The following is a 17,570-nucleotide window of genomic DNA, read 5'->3' as shown; positions in this document are numbered from 1 at the left end:
TCCCATTCGACCCGAAAGCAATATGCTAGCGCCTAACTCGTAGCCTGCTCGGCGTGACCAGATGGCCCTGACAGCGGAAGAAGCGGCGGTAGCCCAAAACGCCTATTCACCGAAAAGTCGACGCTGGCTTGTTCCCGTGATCATCGGCCTCGCCGCCGCCGCCTTCGCGGGCGTTGAAATCTACCGCTTCGTCAATAAGGGGGCGGGGGTGCGCTACCTGACCCAGCAGGTAACGCGCGGGCCCGTGGTCAAAGCCGTAACGACAAGCGGAACGGTGAATCCGGTCATCACGGTTCAGGTCGGCACCTATGTCTCGGGCGTCATCCAGGCGCGCTACTGCGATTATAATACACGGGTTCGGAAAGGCCAAGTTTGCGCCAAGATCGATCCGCGACCTTATCAGGTCGTCGTGGATCAGGACAAGGCCACGCTTGGCGTCGGGCGCGCTCAGATGGTCAAGGATCAGGCGGATCTGACTTATGCGAAGATCGCCTATGATCGCAACAGGAGGCTCGCGGCGACGAAATCCGTGTCGCTCGACGTGCTCGACGCCTCGAAGAGCGCCCTCGACCGCGCGACGGCGCAGATCGGCCTGGACGAGGCGACCATCGCTCTGCAGGAGGCGCAGTTGCGCGCCGCAGAAATTAACCTCGGCTACACCGACATCGTGTCCCCCGTCGACGGCACGGTCGTCAGCCGCAGCGTCGAGATGGGACAGACCGTCGCCGCGAGCTTCCAGACGCCAACGCTTTTCCTTGTCGCCACCGATCTGACGACGATGCAGGTCGACACCAATGTCTCCGAGAGCGACATCGGCGCCATCAGGCGCGGCCACAGGGCGACATTTACGGTCGAATCCTTTCCCAATCGGACCTTCTCGGGAGAAGTGACGGAGGTCCGACAGTCGCCGCAGACGATCCAGAATGTCGTGACCTATGATGTCGTCGTCGGGACCTCCAACGGGGATCTCGTTCTGAAGCCGGGAATGACGGCGACGACGCGCGTTATCGTCGATGAACGCAGGGACGTTCTGCGCATCCCCGACCAGGCGTTTCGCTATCAGCCGGGGGCCATTCCCGGCCTCGCCAGCGCCCCGCCCCAACTCGATGGATCCGGCGGCGTCCGACTTTGGGTGCTCAGAGACGGCGCGCCGAAAATGGAAGTGATCATCCCCGGCCTCGACGACGACAGCTTCACCGAAGTCTTGAAAGGCGACTTGCGGGCTGGCGACCAAATCATTGTCGGGGAAGAAGCCGCGCCATGAAAACTCGGTCCCCAGGTTCGCTGTGACGGCGCCAGATGTTGTCATAGAGGTCCAAAATCTTACCCGGACCTTTCTTGTCGGCGATGTGGAAGTGCGCGCCTTGCGGGGCGTTGATCTTGCAATCGCGCGCGGGGAGTTCGTGGCGATCATGGGCGCGTCCGGCTCCGGAAAATCTACGCTCATGGCGATACTTGGCTGTCTGGATTCGCCGACGGGCGGGCGTTACCTGCTCGAAGGCGTCGACGTCGCCGCTCTAGACGAACCTCAGCTCGCCAGACTGCGCCGCGAACGGTTGGGCTTTGTCTTCCAAAGCTTCAATCTGCTTGCCCGCGCCAGCGCAATTGAGAATGTCGCGCTCCCCTTGTTCTATTCGGACAAGGCGATGGATGGCGCGCAACGGCTGGAAAAGGCGCGCGCCGCCCTGACCTTGCTTGGCCTCGGCGAGCGCGCGCAGAATACGCCGGCGCAGCTCTCCGGCGGCCAGCAGCAGCGCGTGGCGATCGCGCGGGCTCTTATCAACGCTCCTTCGGTTTTGTTCGCGGACGAGCCCACCGGCAATCTCGACACCAAAACCTCGCATGAGATCATGGAGACGCTGGTCGCGCTCAACCGCGATCAGGGCGTGACGATCATCGTCGTCACGCATGAGCCGGACATCGCCGAATATGCCGACCGGGTCATCACCATGCGCGACGGCCGGATTATCTCCGACGAGAGACGCGCCGCGCGCGTTGCGCCAGCGGCTTCGACCGCGCGCTCGTCACAGGAGACCGAGACGTCGGCCGCGAGCTCGATCTTCCACCCCGCGCAGCCCGCGCGGAAAGCTTTGGCGCAGGTTTCGACGCTCGCCTTCGCGTCGATGATCGTTTCCGCCGCCACTCAAGCCATCTTGCGCAACAAGCTGCGCTCCGCCTTGACGATGCTGGGCGTCTTCATAGGCGTCGCCGCGCTCATCGCGATGGTGGCTGTGGGCAATGGGGCCAATGCGGCCGTGCGTAAGCAAATCGAGAGCCTGGGCACCAATCTTGTCGTGGTGTTGCCCGGCGCTGTCCTGACCGGCGGCGCCCGCGCGGGATTTGGCAGCGCCTCCACACTGACGGTGGCCGACGCGCAAGCGATCAGGCGCGAAGCCCCGGCCGTTGGACTTGTCGCTTATATGATGCGGCAAATGGGACAGGTGCAATTGCGCAACCAGAACTGGACGACCAACATACAGGCCGTCTCGTTGAATTATCCCCCCGTCACCAACTGGCGCATCGCCGAGGGGCGGGGGATCAGCTCCGACGACGAAAGGAGCGGGGCGTTGGTCGTGGTGATCGGCCGCACAATCTACAAGCAGCTCTTCGCGCGCGGCGAAAATCCTCTGGGCGCGACGATATTGGTCAAGGGTTCGCCTTTGCGCGTCATTGGCGTGCTGGCGGCGAAGGGCCAAAGCATGTGGGGGCAGGACCAGGACGATCTGGTGATGATCCCCTTCAAGACCGGCGAGCAGAAAGTCTTAGGCGTCGCGTCGCCCAATCAGCCCACCAATCTCACGAGCCTCTATCCGCCGCCGCCCAATCCCTTCAATCTGCAGCCGCGCCTGACCGGCTACGTGAATTCCATCTATGTGCAGGCTACGGCGCAGGAGAAGATTCCGGCCGCGATCGGCGAGATCAATCGCCTTCTCATGCGACGCCATCACGTCAAGCCGACGGACGTCAAGGATTTCGACATCCGCAACCTGAGCCAGATCGCCGAGACGGCCCAGGGCAGCAGCAGGGTCATGGCGGCGCTCCTCGCCGTCGTCGCCTCGATTTCTTTGATCGTCGGCGGGATCGGCATCATGAATATTTTGCTCGTTTCCGTGACCGAGCGCACGCGTGAGATCGGCCTGCGCATGGCGGTCGGCGCGCAGCGTCTGCATGTCTTGATGCAGTTCCTCGCGGAAGCCGTGTTGATCAGCGTCAGCGGCGGGCTCGCAGGGATCGCAGCCGGCGTCGCCATATCGGAAGTCATCGCCCTGTTTTCGGCGTGGTCCTCGCCCGTCTCCTTCAGCGCCATCGCGATCGGCTTTATCTTCTCCGCTGCGGTGGGCATATTTTTCGGCTATTATCCCGCCAGGAAAGCGGCGCGCCTCGATCCCATCCAGGCGCTTCGATATGAGTGAGGCGCGGGTGATGCGGCCGTTGATCTTTGCGTTTGCGGTGATAGTGAGCCTCTTCGGGGGCGTCGCCGCGCGCGCAGGCGAGGAATCTAATCCGGGCGCCGCCGATGCGCGCGTCGCGGCAGGACATAAATTCGCGCTCCAGGTTTGCGCGGCGTGCCATGTCGTTGCGAGAGATCAGACGAAGCGGCCCATCCTGAAGCCGCCTGCGCCGAGGTTTCTCGTCCTTGCGCGGCGCTCGAGCGTGACCGAAGCGTTCCTTCGCGGTTTTCTGAGGACGCCGCATGGGAAGATGCCCAATCCCGAGCTCGCCGATTTCCAGATCGACGAGGTCGTGGCCTATATGCTGAGCCTCAAGCATAATAGATAGCGCTGCTTCGCTGCAGCCAACGGCGTCAAGAGCGCGCCAACAAGCGCGCGCGCCGATATGTTCGAGGATCGCTGATGTTCATGAGTTCGTTTCGCGGCGCGGTGAGCCTGTTGACCGCAATTCTCATTGCGTCCGGCGCGGCCGCGGAAACAAGCAAGCCGGAACAGATCGACCTTGCCGATATGACCTGGGTGGAGCTGCGCCAGGCGATCGAACATGGCTATACGACGGTCATTGTCCCGAGCGGGGGGATCGAGGAAAACGGGCCTCACATGGTCCTGGGAAAACATGATGAGATCGTGCGGCGGACCTCCCACGACATTGCGCGAGCGCTCGGAAACACGCTTGTGGCGCCGGTGATCTCCTTTGTGCCGGAGGGCGATCCTGGGGCGGCGCTCATGCAATTTCCCGGGACCATCGGCGTGCCCGAAGAGGTTTTCGCCGGGGTGCTCGAAGCCGTCGCGCGGAGCCTGAGGGCAAGCGGGTTCAAGAATATCTGTCTGATTGCCGACCACGGCGGCAGCGTGGGGCCGCAAGCGGAGGTCGCATCTCGCCTGACGCGCGAATGGGCGGCCGACGGCGTGCGCGTCTTCGACGTTTCCGACTACTACGGATCGATCCCGGCTCAGAATGATTTTCTGAAAGCCCAAGGCGAGACGCCGGCGACGATCGGAGAGCATGCCGGCATTGTCGATACGTCCGAACTGATGGCGATAAATCCGAAGAGCGTCGATCTATCTCGCTATGATGAAAAGTCTCCCTTTGCAGCGAGCGGCGTCATCGGCAACCCGAAGCGAGCTTCGGCAGAACGTGGGCAGGCTTTGCTCGCGATAAAGATCGAAAAAGCAGTCAAGCAGATTAAGGCGTTAGTTCTCCAGCCGGCGGCAAGCGCTTACGAAAGCCGATAAGGCGGATCAGCGCTTTGAACGGATAGACGAGCTGGCTCGAGAATCTCGAGGGAAAGGACTCGTCGTCGATTCCATAGCCTGCGGGAAGCTCCCCGGCCGGCATGAAAAATGTGCCAAACAAAACGTCCCAGATCGCGAAAGTCGGCGCGAAATTAGCGCCGCCTCCCTGATTTACCCGAGTGTGATGCCAGCGGTGAAAGACAGGCGTCGCAATCACATATTTGAGCGGGCCGAGAGTCCAGTTGAGATTGGAATGCACAAAATAGCCGACCGCCGTATCCAAGGGCGCCAGCAGGATGATCACGTCGAGCGGGATTCCAAGATAAAGCATCAGGAACGGAACCAAATTGGCGCCGAGCATCAAATTGATTGGATGCATGCGATATCCAGTTGTCCAATCAACCTCCTCGCTGGCGTGATGAATGGCATGGAACGGCCAGAGAATCTTTCGGTGAAACCCGCGGTGAATCCAGTAAAGAGAAAAATCGGATATTGCCAAATAGAGAGCGCATTGCGTCAGAAACGGCAAACCGGCGAACAAGCCGCGCCCTTTTAAGATCTCGATAACTTGGGTCGTCGGGAGGAATAAGGTCAAAGTAAGCGCAAGAACGACCACGACCGCCGATGAAAGATATGGGGCCAGGAGGGCGTTCAGCACAGCATAGAAGCCGTCGATCGAGAGGCCGGGATTTCGCCACCATGGCTTTCGGGGATTACAGGCGGCGCCCGGGATGAGAGCCAGCCCCGTGAAAATGACGCCGCCTGCCAGAAGCGACGGCGTCATATTTTGAAGGATGCTCACGATCTGTTGCTGAAGCTGGTGCACGAGCGCTTGCACGGCCGATTGTCCCCTTATTTTGCTGTGCAGCTAGAATCGCGACTGGCGAGTTGCTGATTTTGTGATACGGGTTTTACAAAACAGCATTGTTGCGGGCCTGTTTCTTTGTGACGAGCGCCTTCGATGATCTTCGCGGGCTCAAAATCGATGGCGACGCCGATTTTGTCCAGATGCTAAAAAGCGTCTAAAATGATCTACTTGACGCTCGCCCCTCGCACAGCTTTCATAGTTGGCGGCCGGGGCCGAAGGGTGTGGAAGGCGGGTTTGATGTTCGTGTGCGACGTTCCCAGAAGCAAGTCCGATTTCCTCAAAATAGTCGAGATGGAGAACGAGCTCTTCGGGGGAATGGCTTTATCCCCCGACGATTCATTGGCAATTTTTGATTTTTGTCCGGAAGTTTATTCTGCCATCTATGAGGAAACGGGCGAGATTGTCGGATATTCGAGCGTCTTCCTTATGAGACAGGAGTATGCGCTCCAATTTATTTCCGGGGAGCTGGCGGAGCCGGATTTAACTCCCGATATGCTGTTTCCTCTGTCCGATCCGAATTTCAAAACGGGCCACGCTTACGTCGGCTCCGTCGTTGTGAAAGACGGCTTCAGCATGGTCACCCGCTCGATTTTGCTGGCGAGCCTTCTTTCCTGGCGCATGACGCAAATGACTCGGCTCGCTTTGCCGCGTCTGCCCGTCTTTATGATCGCCGTTTCTGAGCAGGGCGAGCAGATGGTGCGGTTCGTCGGCGCAAAACGCCTCAATGACGGGGCGAGGCGCAAAGATGGCAAGGCGGTCTACGGCCGCACAATCACGCCGGGTTTCATGGCGCGCGCGAACGCGTCCCTGCATCGTTGCATGTCGGCCGGCCTCGTTCAGATGGAATTCGACAATTGCTATAAAGCCGAGGCGATGGTCGAGGCTCCTGTCTGATTGTCGCTGAGGGTTCACTGTTTCCAGATTGTTTCTGCGCGCACCTGTCTGTCTTCTGGTCAATATCAGGAGAAACATGCGCCGAGATATTATCTGCCGATGCGAGGGGCAGAGGAAACAAACGAGCAATGCCGCGGTGCGGCGCACGTCATATTATCGACTAATCGACCTTACATCCCTCGGGCGTGAGGGCCACTCACGCGTATTTTTTGCGCCGAAAGATCGGCATCCTCTCGCGGCTTCATTCGAAAAGGATCAAAAGTGAAGGGCTATCTGATTGCCGGAGCGGCGCTCTGCGTTATCGCTTTCGCCATGAACGCCGGCTGGATTCCCGCGCCGGGTAAGTTGGAGACGGCTACAAAGCCGCCGGCGGAAGAGAGCGCTCCTCTCGCCGTCGAGCTGGCGCCTACGCCCGCCATAGCCCCCGAGCCTGCCGCTGCCTCTACGCCTGTCGCCGAACCAGCGGCCGAAAGAACAGCCGAGGCGCCTGTCCTGCAGCCTGCCGCCCAACCCGCGGCCCAGCCTATCTCGCAATCGGCCCCGGTGAAGACCGAGCCACAGCCGGCGCACGCAGATCACGCGGCTCATGCGAAGCGCCACGCTAAGCCCCGGCAGTGATCTTCTTCATTCACCGCGCAGTAAAAGCCGCGCGGTGAAGATCAATTCGGCTGGCAGGCTGCCCTGCCAGCAGGAACAAAACCCTTCCGACCGCGTTTTTCGGCTTTGCCGAGACGATTCGTGGCCCCGGTTGAAAACCGGCCGCGGACGCGACGCTTGAAGGGAATAAAATGCCTTTCGCTCAGAGATCGACCGCCCAGCGACCCATGTCGCTCCCGCCTGTAACGCGCGGGACCGGCGGTTGGTCCTGTTCAGGTCACAGCTGATCATGCTCCCCCTCGCGTCCGATATCGGGCGACTAACCTCGCCCGAGGCATTTCTATGGGCGGTCGGAATCGAGGATACTTTCATCACCGCTCCGGATCACAAGACCGGGCGGACGCTGGACGAATATGAGCTGACAGACCATTACGGGCGCTGGCGCGACGACATCGGCCTGATGGCGCAGCTGGGGGCCCCCTGCGCGCGCTATGGCGTCCCGTGGCATCGCATTCAACCTGCGCCCACTGTCTGGCAATGGGAGTTCGTCGACGCGGCGCTGGAGCGGATGCTCTCGCTGAAGATCGACCCGATCGTCGATCTCGTCCATTACGGCTTGCCAGCCTGGATCGATCAAGCTTTCCTCAACCCCGATTACCCCCGTTACGTCGCTGAATACGCCGCGCGGCTGGCGGAGCGGTTTCGTGGACGCGTGAAGTGGTACACGCCGCTCAACGAACCGCGCATCACAGCCTGGTATTGTGGCCGGCTCGGCTGGTGGCCGCCATATCAGCGGAGCTGGCGCGGCTTCGTCGCGCTCATGCTCGCGATCTGCCAGGGCATTGTCGAGACGGTCCGCGCGTTGCGCAACGTCGATCCCGAAATCACGCCATTCCATGTGGACGCCACGGATGTGTTCGAGACCGACGATCCTGCGCTCGCGACGGAGGCTGGCAGGCGCCAAGAGATCGTCTTCCTCGCGCTCGATCTCATCAGCGGCCGGGTCGATTCGCAGCACGCGCTATGGGGCTGGCTGCTGAGCAATGGGGCGGATGAAAAGCAGCTGGAAAGTTTCCGTGTACAGCCTCAGGAACTGCAGATCATCGGCGTCAACCTCTATCCGATCTTCACCAAAAAACGGATGCTGCGCGACCACGCGGGGCGGCTGCGAATTAGAATGCCCTATGCGTCCGGCGACCTGGTCGAGAAGATCGGCCACATGTATTTCGAGCGCTATGGCGTCCCGTTGATGATCTCCGAGACGGCCGATAAGGGCTCCGTCGAGCGGCGGCTCGAATGGCTGCGCCGCTCCGTCGCCGCGGTCGGCGCCCTTCGCGCGCAGGGAATTCCCATGGTCGGTTACACATGGTGGCCGATGTTCGCGCTGGTGACCTGGGCCTATCGCCAAGGCTTCCGGCCACTGCACGACCATCTCCTGCAAATGGGTCTGTGGAATCTCGATCCAGATCCAAAGGGACGTTTGGCGCGGATCGAAACCCCGCTGGTCGGCGCTTATCGCGGTTTAATTTCCGGCGGCGCCACGGCGGTGGGACGCCTCGCAAAAGCCGAGGCTTCTCTTGACAGCCTGCGCGTCGGATAGCGCGCGCTTCGCCTCCTCTTTGGCCAACGACGAATGCGGAGGAACAATCATGTTTCGCAGCTTCTTTCTTGCCGGTTTTGAAGGGTCGACTGGCTACAATCGGCATGGCGAATGGTTCGATCAGGTGGCCGCGACCGGCCACGATGTTTTAGTCGATGAGCATTACCGCGACATCGCCGGGGTCGGACTGCATGCGGTCCGGGAAACGGTTCGGTGGCCGCTTGTCGATATCGCAGGGCGCCACGACTTTTCCACTGTGAAGCCTTTCATCGAGGCGGCGAAGCGTCACCGTGTGGAAGTGATCTGGGATCTCTTCCACTACGGCTTCCCGAGCGACCTCGATCTCTGGTCGAACGCATTTCCGCGGCGCTTTGCGGATTATTGCTACGCCTTCGCTCGCTATGTCGCCGCGCATATGGAAGGGCCCCATGTTTTCACCCCGGTGAACGAACCGTCCTTCATGTCCTATGCGGCGGGCGAAAAGGGCTTGTTCGCGCCGCATGGGACAGGCCGCGGCCTGGAGCTCAAGGTCGCGCTCGCGCGCGCGGCGATCGCGGGCATAGACGCGATCCGGGCGGCTTGTCCGAATGCGCGTTTCGTCAACGTCGATCCGCTGTGCCGGGTCGTCGCGCCGCCCAATCGGCCCGATCTCGCGGCGGAAGCGCATCATTTCAATGAGACGCTCGTCTTCCAGTCTTGGGATATGCTTTGCGGACGGCTGCTACCGGAATTGGGCGGTAGCCCCGAACATCTCGACGTGATTGGAATCAATTACTACTGGACGAACCAGTGGGCGCTCGATGATCTCCCAAATGAGCAAGGGGTCATTCCGCCGCTTGCCGACGATGATCCGCGCCGCGCGCCGCTTGCCGATCTCGTGCGAGCGGTTTGCAAGCGCTACGGCCGCGAGGTGATGATTACGGAAACAAGCCACGTCGGCGACAATCGCGGACCCTGGCTGCTTGAGGTCGCAAGCGCTTGCGAGACGCTGCTCGGCGAAGGCGCGCCGCTGCGGGGCGTGTGTCTTTACCCGATCCTGGGCATGCCAGAATGGCATGATCGAAACGTCTGGACGCCTATGGGCTTGTGGGATCCTTTGCATCGTCACGATCCCTGCGCCGGCCGTCTTTTATGCGAACCCATGCTGCACGCGCTTCGCTCGGCGCAAGAGGCTGTCGCGTCGCATTGGCAGCCTGCGCGCGGTGAGCTACGGAGGATAGAGACCATGGCGGAAAGACGCGGCCACGCGCCATCGCGCCTCAATGCGCACACTGCCGCCAGCGATCTCGAAAGGAGCGAATTCAAACGGCGGCGAAGCCGGCGATGGTAAGGCGCTGCCGCGTCTGCACGTAAGCCGAGCATTTTTTCGGCGCGCCCGCGATCGCTACAAATGTCCTTGCTAGCGCGGAGTGTACCTGAAAATATTCTGGCAGCTCGGTCTCCGCGGGCATGGGAGAGCGCCACGACAAATGTTGCGTGTTGGGAACATTTTCCCCATGACGCTGATCTCGGCGTGCGCGGCTATGGCGCAACGCCCGCGCAGGCCTTCGAGCAGGCGGCGTTAGCGCTCGCCGCGGCCATCGCTGAGCTGGCGTCGATAACGCCGAAAGAGACGGTCGAAATTCACGCTGAGGCGCCGTCGCTCGATTTGCTTCTCGTCGATTGGCTCAACGCGATTGTTTATGAGATGGCTGAACGGCGAATGATCTTCGGCGCTTTCGAAGTGACGATAAGCGCCACGAAGCTAATTGCGCGCGCGCATGGCGAGGCGGTTTCGCGCGAACGCCACGCTCCAGCCGTTGAGCCGAAGGGCGCTACTTTCACAGAACTCGATGTTTCCGAAATTGCGCCTGGCCAGTGGCGCGCTCAATGCGTCGTCGACGTTTAAAAAGGCGGAACGCCATGGATATGTCTCGCCTCGAGCAGCTGTCCGACACCGCTTGGCGCGTCGAGCCCTTTGGGGAGATGCGCGCGCCGGCGATCATTTATGCCTCGCGCGCGCTGATCGCCGAAATGGACGACAAGGTATTCGATCAGGTGACCAATGTCGCCAAGCTGCCGGGGATCGTTCGCGCGTCCTACGCCATGCCCGACGCACATTGGGGCTATGGCTTTCCGATCGGCGGCGTTGCGGCTTTCGACGCGAAGTCCGGCGGCGTCGTTTCGGCAGGCGGAGTGGGCTTCGACGTCTCCTGCGGCGTGCGCACGCATCTTACTGGGCTCAAACGCGAGCAAATTTTCGCCGTCCGTGAGAAGCTGGCCAATGCGCTCTATGAGCATGTGCCGGCGGGGCTCGGTTCGGAAGGCGGAATTCACCTCGACGACCAGGCGATGACCTTCATGCTGTCGGACGGCGCGGTCTGGGCGGTTGAAAATGGTTATGGGCGCGCTGAGGATTTGGAGCGTATCGAAGAAGGTGGCCGCGCGGCGGCCGCCGACCCTGCCGCCGTCTCGGAATTCGCGCGCAAGCGTCAGCGTCACGAGATGGGCACGCTGGGCTCGGGCAATCATTACCTCGAAGTTCAGGAGATCGCAGAGATCTTCGACGATGTTGCGGCGACGGGTTTCGGCCTTCGTCTCGGCGAATGCGTGGTGACGATCCATTGCGGCTCACGCGGGCTGGGGCATCAGATCGGCACTGAATTTCTGCGGGAAATGGTCGTCTCTGGGCCGGCGCTCGGCGTCTCTCCGCCGGATCGGGAACTGGCGTGCGCGCCGATCTTGTCCGAACTCGGCCAGCGCTATCTCGGCGCGATGCGCGGCGCAATCAATTGCGCCTTGGCCAATCGCGAAATCATCGGCCATCTCACCCGGCAGGTGTTTGCGCAGCTCTTTTCGCACGCTGAATTGCCGCTCATGTTCGACGTGTCTCACAACACGTGCAAAGTCGAGACACATGAGGTCGACGGCGAGGAGCGCGAGCTTTACTTGCATCGCAAGGGCGCGACCCGGGCGTTTGGCCCAGGAGACAACCGCCTTCCGGAAGCATTGCGGCTCTTCGGGCAGCCGGTGCTCATTGGCGGTAGCATGGGAACCGGCTCCTATGTTCTTGCCGGCATGGCGACCAGCGAGGCGCAAGCCTTTTCTTCCGCCTGCCATGGCGCCGGCCGCCGCATGAGCCGCCACGCGGCGACACGCATCTGGGGCGGGCGACAGGTGGTCGACGAGCTTCGCGCCCGGGGCATTATCGTCAAGAGCCCCTCGATGCGCGGCGTCGCCGAGGAGGCGCCCGGCGCCTACAAGGACGTTCGCGCCGTTGTCGATTCAGCGGAGGCGGCTGGCCTTGCCAGGAAGGTGGCCTATTTGAAACCGCTGATTTGCGTAAAAGGCTAACAAGGCTGTGGCGTCTTACGTCAAACAAAATGTCGCAGCTGCCCACGCTGGCTCATGTCCGGCTCTGAACTAGATGCTCAAAACGGGGTCGGCCGCGGCCGACCCCGGCGAGGGAGCGCGAGCATGGAAACAACGCCTCAAATCGATTTTCAGGGCATGGAGCCGTCGCCTGCTTATCGCGAGCAAATTTTAGAACACATTGAGCGACTCGAGGACAAATACGGCCGGCTGACTGCCTGCCGCGTCGTGGTCGAGGCGCCTGGCGGGCGCCACCGTACCGGCGGCCTCTATGAGGTTCATATCTACTTGGCCTTGCCGGATGAAAGAGAAGTCGCCGTCGATCGCACGCCGCATCTCGACGAGCGCTTCCAGCGATTTGAATTCGCCCTCAACGACGCTTTCAGCCGCGCCGGACGTCAGCTGCAGGACCAAGTGGGGCACATGCGCGGGAAAGTTAAGCATCACGAGGAGGCGCCGACGGGGGTTGTGAGGAGGCTGATGCGCGAGGACGGCTATGGCTTTCTCGAAAGCGCTGATGGGCGTGAAATCTATTTCCATCGCAATAGCGTGAGAGAGCCGGGATTTGATCATCTCGAGCTCGGCGTTCGCGTCAACTTCATCGAAGAGGACGGCGGGCAGGGGCCGCAGGCCAGCCGCGTCATGCCGATCGCCGAAAAGGCGCCGGAGTAGCGTTCGAAGGGCGGGCGACAGGAGAGCGAATTCTTATCCGAGAAGCGCTCTCAACTTTTCAGGAATCTGCTCTAGCTAACGAGACGAACGAGTTTCATTTCCGGCGCTGCGCAATCGAAGTTGCCCATGGACATGAACGTAAATGCGCGATCGGGCTCAGCTTCAAGCGGGCCATCGCGCGAGGCCGTCCTCATCGCTTTGCTAGAGGCGCTCTTGCATGAGCTGCGCCCAAAGCAAAGCCAGCCCTTCGACATTCGAATGCCGAGCAGGCTCGAGCAGGACCTCGGGATCGACAGTCTGGCGCGAACCGAATTGAGCGCGCGCATGGAGCGGCGTTTCGGCGTTCGCTTGCCTTTCGACGCGGTTAGCCAAGCCGAGACAGTCGGAGATCTTCTTACGGCGCTCGGAAATGCGCCGGCCGGCGGCGTGGCCGCCGAGCCGGCGGTTGTCTCCGCCGCGCCGCCATTGCCGAGCGCAGCGACGCCGACCATGGCGCGCACCTTGATCGAGGCGCTCGAATGGCATGTCGCGCATCACCCCGAGAGGCGTCATCTCAGCGTGCTGGAAGACGATCGCAAAATCATTGGCGAACTGACCTATGGACAACTGGCGGCGCAGGCCCGCCGCGTTACGGCCGGTCTTGTCGATCGCGACATTATTCCAGGCGACCGGGTCGCGATCATGCTTCCGACCGGGCTCGATTTTTTCACGGTCTTTATCGGGATTTTATATGCGGGCGCGACGCCGGTTCCGATCTATCCGCCGATGCGGCTGTCGCAGATCGAGGATCATCTGCAGCGCCAGGCTGGCATCCTGCGCAACGCCGGCGCGAGAATTCTCGTCACAATGCCCGAGGGACTGCGCCTTGCGAAGCTGTTGCGCGCTCAGGTCGAGAGTCTCGATTCGATCGAGAGCGCCGAGAGCCTATCCGCAGCTGAGGACGTCGCCCTGCCTGCCGCGCTTGATGAAAAATCGACGGCGCTCATACAATACACCTCCGGTAGCACGGGCGACCCCAAAGGCGTCGTGCTCAGCCACGCCAATCTGCTCGCCAATGTGAGGGCAATGGGCGAGGCGATCGGCGCAAGCTCCAAAGATGTGTTTGTGAGCTGGCTGCCGCTCTATCACGACATGGGGCTCATCGGCGCATGGCTCGGCTCGCTTTATTATGCCGCGCCGCTGTTCGTCATGTCGCCTCTGAGCTTTCTGGCGCGGCCGGCGAACTGGCTCTGGGCCATGCATCGCTATCGCGCCACCCTGAGCGCGTCGCCGAATTTCGGCTTCGAGCTATGCGTCGCCAAAATCGACGAGGCGGACCTTCACGGGCTTGATCTCGGCGCGTTGCGAATGGTTGCGAATGGCGCCGAGCCGGTGAGCGTCTACACGCTCCGCCGCTTTTGCGAAAAGTTCGGCCGTTTCGGCTTCAGGGAAGAGGCGATGGCGCCGGTCTACGGCCTCGCCGAAAACGCCGTCGGCCTCGCCTTTCCGCCGATGGGCCGTCGTCCCTTGATTGACCGCATCGAACGCGACGCATTGACAAGCCGCGGTCTTGCCAAGCCGGCTGCGGACTCGCACGCCAAGGCGATTGAGCTCGCCGCGAGTGGCCAGCCTTTGCCAGGCAACGACATACGCATCGTCGACGATGGCGGCCGCGAGCTCGGCGAGCGCCAGGAAGGACGGCTCGAATTCCGAGGGCCATCGGCGACGTCAGGTTATTTCATGAATGAAGCGAAGACCCGGGAACTCGTTCACAATGGCTGGCTCGACAGCGGCGACCGCGCCTATGTCGCCAATGGCGACGTTTTCATCACGGGGCGGATCAAGGACATTATCATCCGCGCCGGCCAGCATCTCTATCCGCAGGAGATCGAGGAGGCCGTCGCTCGAATACCTGGAATTCGCAAAGGCTGCGTCGCCGTATTCGGCGCCGCCGATCCGCGTTCGGCCACCGAGCGCGTCGTCGTGCTCGCCGAAACCGCCGAGACAGATTCAATGGCGCGCGCGACGCTCGAAGCACAGGTGCAGGAGGTCACAGCGGATGTCAGCGGGACCATCGCCGATGAAATCCTGCTTGCCCCGCCCCGCAGCGTGCCGAAAACATCGAGCGGCAAAATTCGCAGAAGCGCCGCCAAGGCTCTTTACGAGCGCGGCGCCGTTGGCGGCGCGCAGCAGGCGGTATGGCGGCAATTTTTGCACCTGGCGCTCGCCGGCCTCGGTCCGCAACTGCGCCGATCCGTCACCTTCGTCAGTAGCGGCCTTTATGCGGTCTGGTGGTGGCTGGTCGTCGGTTTGGGCTATGCCGCCGCCTGGTTGGGCGTGATGGCGCTTCCGGGACTCAGGCGACGTTGGGCGTTCGTGAGAAGCCTCGCAAATGGCGCGCTCGCGGCGTTGCGCGTGCCGGTCTCCAAGAGCGGGCTCGAAAATATCCCGGCGGGAAACGCCATGCTCGTTTTCAACCATTCGAGCTACGCCGACGCCATTCTCCTTACCGCTATATTGCCCGGCGAGCCGGCCTTCGTCGCGAAAAAGGAGCTGGCCCGGCAGATGTTCGCTGGAACTTTCCTCCGTCGCCTCGGGGTACAATTTGTCGAACGTTACGATGTCGCGAGCAGCCTCGGCGATGTCGACGCGCTGATCGCCACAGCGCGCGGCGGGCGCAATCTCGTTTACTTTCCCGAAGGCACTTTCACCCGCAGAGCAGGGCTTTCGGGTTTCTATCTGGGCGCCTTCAAAATCGCCGCGGAAGCAAACCTTGCGGTGGCGCCGGGCGCATTGCGAGGGACGCGCTCCATGTTGCGCGGCGAGCAGTGGTTTCCGCGATGGGCGCCGCTCAGCGTCGTTATCGCTAAACCCATAGGCGCCGCCGGAAAAGATTTCGCTTCCCTGCTGAAGCTGCGCGACGAAGCGAGGCGAGCAATATTGGCGAGTTGCGGCGAGCCGGATTTGGATGAACTCATCAAGCCGCCCGCCTCCGGCCCGGCCAACAAGCCGAGCGCGACCTCTTGAGGCGCCATCTGCGCCGGTTCTCAAGCTTCACGACATCTTTGGAGCTTACCCCTCGGAGAGGAAAGTCTTCCTCAGAGGGCAATACTGATGCGTCTGACGTCTCCCGCATTCAACGACGGCGCTGAACTTCCGCGGCAATGCGCTCGGGAGGAAGGGAATATCTCTCCGGCGCTTCAATGGAGCGAAGCGCCAGCAAACGCCAAAAGCTTCGTTGTTTTATGCACGAACACGGGCGAGTCGGCGAACAAATCTTACCTCTGGGCGGCCTATGATCTCCCGGCCTATCGGACCGAACTCGTGGAGGGCGCGGGGGCGCCCGAGGGTTTCGAGGATTTTCGCCACGCGATGAACGACTTCGGCCACTTTGGGTATGGCGGGCCATCTCTGCGCCATTCTATCGATCGCCAGCACATCCTTTTCCGGGTGCTTGCATTGAGCTGCGACGAGCTTCCGGTGAGAACCCATCCATCCTGTGAGGAAATTGAACAGGAGGCGGAAAAATACTCCATTGACAGCGCGTCTCTGGTCGGCGTCTTGGGGGCGCAGGCGATTGACTGGTCCCATCCCTGAACTCTTCGCTTTCCATTTCGAGGCGATGGGATCGCCCTGCGAAGCACGCCTTTATGCGCACGGCCGCGACAGCGCGGCGGCCGCGGCGGGGGCCGCAGTCAGGGAAGTTCGGCGGATCGAAGCGGCTTTCTCCCGTTATCGGGACGATAGCATCGTTCACGCGATCAATGCGGCAGGGGAAGCCGGCGGCGACATCCTTGTCGACGACGAAACGGCGGACCTTCTCGATGCCGCGTTCGAAGCCTATCGCCACTCCGACGGCTTGTTCGACATCACCTCTGGCGTCTTGCGGGAAATCTGGAACGACGAGCGCGAAAGCATTCCGTCGCAGGCTACTTTCGCCGAGGTTCTCGCCCGCGTCGGGCTGGATAAGATCGAATGGCGCCGGCCGAAGCTTCGCTTCCGGCGGCGCGGGATGCAGATCGACTTTGGCGGGATTGGGAAGGAATATGCCGCCGACCGCGCGGCGTGGGAATGCCGCGCTCAGGGGATTGTTGGCGGCGTCGTCGATCTGGGCGGCGACCTCTTTGTGATCGGACCGCATCCGGACGGCGCGCCCTGGCGCATCGGCATTCGCGATCCCGAGCAGCCCGAAAGGGCGGTCGCCACTCTGTTCATCGAGCGCGGCGGCGTCGCGACGAGCGGGAATTACGAGCGGTTCTGGCGGCTCGAGGGCAAGCGATACGGCCATATCCTCGATCCGCGCAGCGGCTGGCCGGTCGAGGGGCTGTCGTCGGTCACGGTCGCCGCGCCGAGCTGCCAGGCCGCCGGTCTCACGGCGACCATTGCAATGTTGAACGGCGTCGAAGGAGCGGTATGGCTAAAGGGGGCGTCGCTCCCCTTTATCTGTGTCGATCCATCGGGCGGCCTCGAGGGTTCCGCCCTGATCGCTTCGGAGGCTGCGCCGATTACACGTCTGACGCCGAACGAAGCTGGGTCATGAGCTTCGTCATGCCCTGGACGAAATTCTGCTTGGAGACGGAGCCGGAATTCGCCGGGTCGAGCGCCGCAAAGACCGCGTCTGCGCCCGCCGCCTTGAACACGGCCGGCGTCTTCATGGTCTGGAAAGCCTGCACGAACTGGCTCTTGCTGATCGAACCTGTTCCCGAGACGTCGATCTGGTTGAACAGGTTAGTCATTTTCTGCGCGGGCGGCATTCTCATGCTCGCGCCGGACATCATCTGCGGCGCATAGCTCCCGCCGACGCCGTAAACACCGTGAACCATGGGTTCCTCCTTCGAGCATCGCCCCGAGGCGACGCTTCCGATGTTTGCGGGAAATGCCTGACGCCAGGCTTGCGACCGATACATTCCGCAGGAGGGCG

Annotated in this window: 16 protein-coding genes; 14 read left to right on the top strand and 2 right to left on the bottom strand. The window is 61.8% G+C overall.

Annotation, left to right across the window (positions count from 1 at the left end; all coding sequences use genetic code 11):
* The first annotated feature begins 61 nt into the window (after window positions 1-61).
* From OGR47_RS16400 to OGR47_RS16385, 4 genes are all read left to right on the top strand, one after another.
* Entirely contained in the window at window positions 62-1,264 is a 1,203-nt protein-coding gene (locus OGR47_RS16400; RefSeq protein WP_165055042.1) for an efflux RND transporter periplasmic adaptor subunit, read from the top strand.
* Window positions 1,265-1,286: 22 nt separating this feature from the next.
* Window positions 1,287-3,413 (top strand): ABC transporter permease, encoded by a 2,127-nt coding sequence (locus OGR47_RS16395; protein WP_165055044.1) that lies wholly within the window; start codon window positions 1,287-1,289, stop codon window positions 3,411-3,413.
* The gene (locus tag OGR47_RS16390) at window positions 3,406-3,780 is read left to right on the top strand and encodes a c-type cytochrome (RefSeq protein WP_165055046.1); all 375 of its coding nucleotides are present in this window, start codon (window positions 3,406-3,408) and stop codon (window positions 3,778-3,780) included. The genes OGR47_RS16395 and OGR47_RS16390 overlap by 8 nt, the downstream gene beginning before the upstream one ends.
* A gap of 80 nt (window positions 3,781-3,860) precedes the next feature.
* Window positions 3,861-4,688: a creatininase family protein gene (locus tag OGR47_RS16385; RefSeq protein ID WP_165055048.1), complete on the top strand. Its 828-nt coding sequence runs from the start codon at window positions 3,861-3,863 to the stop codon at window positions 4,686-4,688.
* On the opposite strand, the gene OGR47_RS16380 is transcribed toward OGR47_RS16385, so the two are convergent.
* A complete protein-coding gene (locus tag OGR47_RS16380) occupies window positions 4,639-5,490 on the bottom strand; it encodes a sterol desaturase family protein (protein WP_206527481.1) in 852 nt (283 codons plus the stop codon). The two genes, OGR47_RS16385 and OGR47_RS16380, sit on opposite strands and share 50 nt — an antisense overlap.
* A 492-nt stretch (window positions 5,491-5,982) precedes the next feature.
* On the opposite strand from OGR47_RS16380, the gene OGR47_RS16375 reads away from it, so the two are divergent.
* From OGR47_RS16375 to OGR47_RS16330, 10 genes are all read left to right on the top strand, one after another.
* Window positions 5,983-6,450 (top strand): hypothetical protein, encoded by a 468-nt coding sequence (locus tag OGR47_RS16375; protein WP_206527482.1) that lies wholly within the window; start codon window positions 5,983-5,985, stop codon window positions 6,448-6,450.
* A gap of 261 nt (window positions 6,451-6,711) precedes the next feature.
* On the top strand, window positions 6,712-7,068 hold the full coding sequence (locus OGR47_RS16370) for a hypothetical protein (RefSeq protein ID WP_165055052.1): 357 nt from the start codon (window positions 6,712-6,714) through the stop codon (window positions 7,066-7,068).
* A 268-nt stretch (window positions 7,069-7,336) separates the two neighbouring features.
* Window positions 7,337-8,647, top strand: a complete 1,311-nt coding sequence (locus OGR47_RS16365) for a family 1 glycosylhydrolase (RefSeq protein WP_165055054.1) — start codon at window positions 7,337-7,339, stop codon at window positions 8,645-8,647.
* Between the two features lie 49 nt (window positions 8,648-8,696).
* Window positions 8,697-9,977, top strand: coding sequence for a glycoside hydrolase (locus tag OGR47_RS16360; protein WP_246729807.1), 1,281 nt, complete (start codon window positions 8,697-8,699; stop codon window positions 9,975-9,977).
* Window positions 9,978-10,037: 60 nt separating this feature from the next.
* Window positions 10,038-10,535, top strand: a complete 498-nt coding sequence (locus tag OGR47_RS16355; protein ID WP_165055056.1) for an archease — start codon at window positions 10,038-10,040, stop codon at window positions 10,533-10,535.
* 14 nt (window positions 10,536-10,549) lie between these two features.
* A complete protein-coding gene (locus OGR47_RS16350; RefSeq protein ID WP_165055058.1) occupies window positions 10,550-11,980 on the top strand; it encodes an RtcB family protein in 1,431 nt (476 codons plus the stop codon).
* Window positions 11,981-12,103: 123 nt separating this feature from the next.
* Window positions 12,104-12,670: an HPF/RaiA family ribosome-associated protein gene (locus OGR47_RS16345; protein WP_165055060.1), complete on the top strand. Its 567-nt coding sequence runs from the start codon at window positions 12,104-12,106 to the stop codon at window positions 12,668-12,670.
* A gap of 258 nt (window positions 12,671-12,928) precedes the next feature.
* A complete protein-coding gene (locus tag OGR47_RS16340) occupies window positions 12,929-15,676 on the top strand; it encodes an AMP-binding protein (protein ID WP_267270091.1) in 2,748 nt (915 codons plus the stop codon).
* 87 nt (window positions 15,677-15,763) lie between these two features.
* Window positions 15,764-16,246 carry a YbhB/YbcL family Raf kinase inhibitor-like protein gene (locus OGR47_RS16335; RefSeq protein ID WP_165055062.1) on the top strand — a complete coding sequence of 161 codons (483 nt, stop codon included), beginning with the start codon at window positions 15,764-15,766 and terminating at the stop codon, window positions 16,244-16,246.
* Window positions 16,227-17,189 carry an FAD:protein FMN transferase gene (locus OGR47_RS16330; protein ID WP_206527483.1) on the top strand — a complete coding sequence of 321 codons (963 nt, stop codon included), beginning with the start codon at window positions 16,227-16,229 and terminating at the stop codon, window positions 17,187-17,189. The genes OGR47_RS16335 and OGR47_RS16330 overlap by 20 nt, the downstream gene beginning before the upstream one ends.
* On the opposite strand, the gene OGR47_RS16325 is transcribed toward OGR47_RS16330, so the two are convergent.
* Window positions 17,155-17,472 carry an EF-hand domain-containing protein gene (locus tag OGR47_RS16325; protein WP_165055065.1) on the bottom strand — a complete coding sequence of 106 codons (318 nt, stop codon included), beginning with the start codon at window positions 17,470-17,472 and terminating at the stop codon, window positions 17,155-17,157. The two genes, OGR47_RS16330 and OGR47_RS16325, sit on opposite strands and share 35 nt — an antisense overlap.
* Window positions 17,473-17,570: the final 98 nt, after the last annotated feature.

It is taken from the genome of Methylocystis sp. MJC1, from assembly GCF_026427715.1.
Classification (GTDB): domain Bacteria; phylum Pseudomonadota; class Alphaproteobacteria; order Rhizobiales; family Beijerinckiaceae; genus Methylocystis.
The sequence above is the reverse complement of the archived record's forward strand: the minus strand, read 5'-3'. Positions and strand labels throughout refer to the sequence as shown.

What these genes read in the sequence shown, in the direction of transcription:
- OGR47_RS16325 (WP_165055065.1), bottom strand. Translation starts at nt 17,472, where the DNA reads ATGGTTCACGGTGTTTACGGCGTCGGCGGGAGCTATGCGCCGCAGATG.
- OGR47_RS16365 (WP_165055054.1), top strand. Translation starts at nt 7,337, where the DNA reads ATGCTCCCCCTCGCGTCCGATATCGGGCGACTAACCTCGCCCGAGGCA.
- OGR47_RS16360 (WP_246729807.1), top strand. Translation starts at nt 8,697, where the DNA reads ATGTTTCGCAGCTTCTTTCTTGCCGGTTTTGAAGGGTCGACTGGCTAC.
- OGR47_RS16350 (WP_165055058.1), top strand. Translation starts at nt 10,550, where the DNA reads ATGGATATGTCTCGCCTCGAGCAGCTGTCCGACACCGCTTGGCGCGTC.
- OGR47_RS16385 (WP_165055048.1), top strand. Translation starts at nt 3,861, where the DNA reads ATGAGTTCGTTTCGCGGCGCGGTGAGCCTGTTGACCGCAATTCTCATT.
- OGR47_RS16355 (WP_165055056.1), top strand. Translation starts at nt 10,038, where the DNA reads ATGTCCTTGCTAGCGCGGAGTGTACCTGAAAATATTCTGGCAGCTCGG.
- OGR47_RS16335 (WP_165055062.1), top strand. Translation starts at nt 15,764, where the DNA reads ATGCGTCTGACGTCTCCCGCATTCAACGACGGCGCTGAACTTCCGCGG.
- OGR47_RS16390 (WP_165055046.1), top strand. Translation starts at nt 3,406, where the DNA reads ATGAGTGAGGCGCGGGTGATGCGGCCGTTGATCTTTGCGTTTGCGGTG.
- OGR47_RS16345 (WP_165055060.1), top strand. Translation starts at nt 12,104, where the DNA reads ATGGAAACAACGCCTCAAATCGATTTTCAGGGCATGGAGCCGTCGCCT.
- OGR47_RS16375 (WP_206527482.1), top strand. Translation starts at nt 5,983, where the DNA reads ATGAGACAGGAGTATGCGCTCCAATTTATTTCCGGGGAGCTGGCGGAG.
- OGR47_RS16340 (WP_267270091.1), top strand. Translation starts at nt 12,929, where the DNA reads ATGCCGAGCAGGCTCGAGCAGGACCTCGGGATCGACAGTCTGGCGCGA.
- OGR47_RS16400 (WP_165055042.1), top strand. Translation starts at nt 62, where the DNA reads ATGGCCCTGACAGCGGAAGAAGCGGCGGTAGCCCAAAACGCCTATTCA.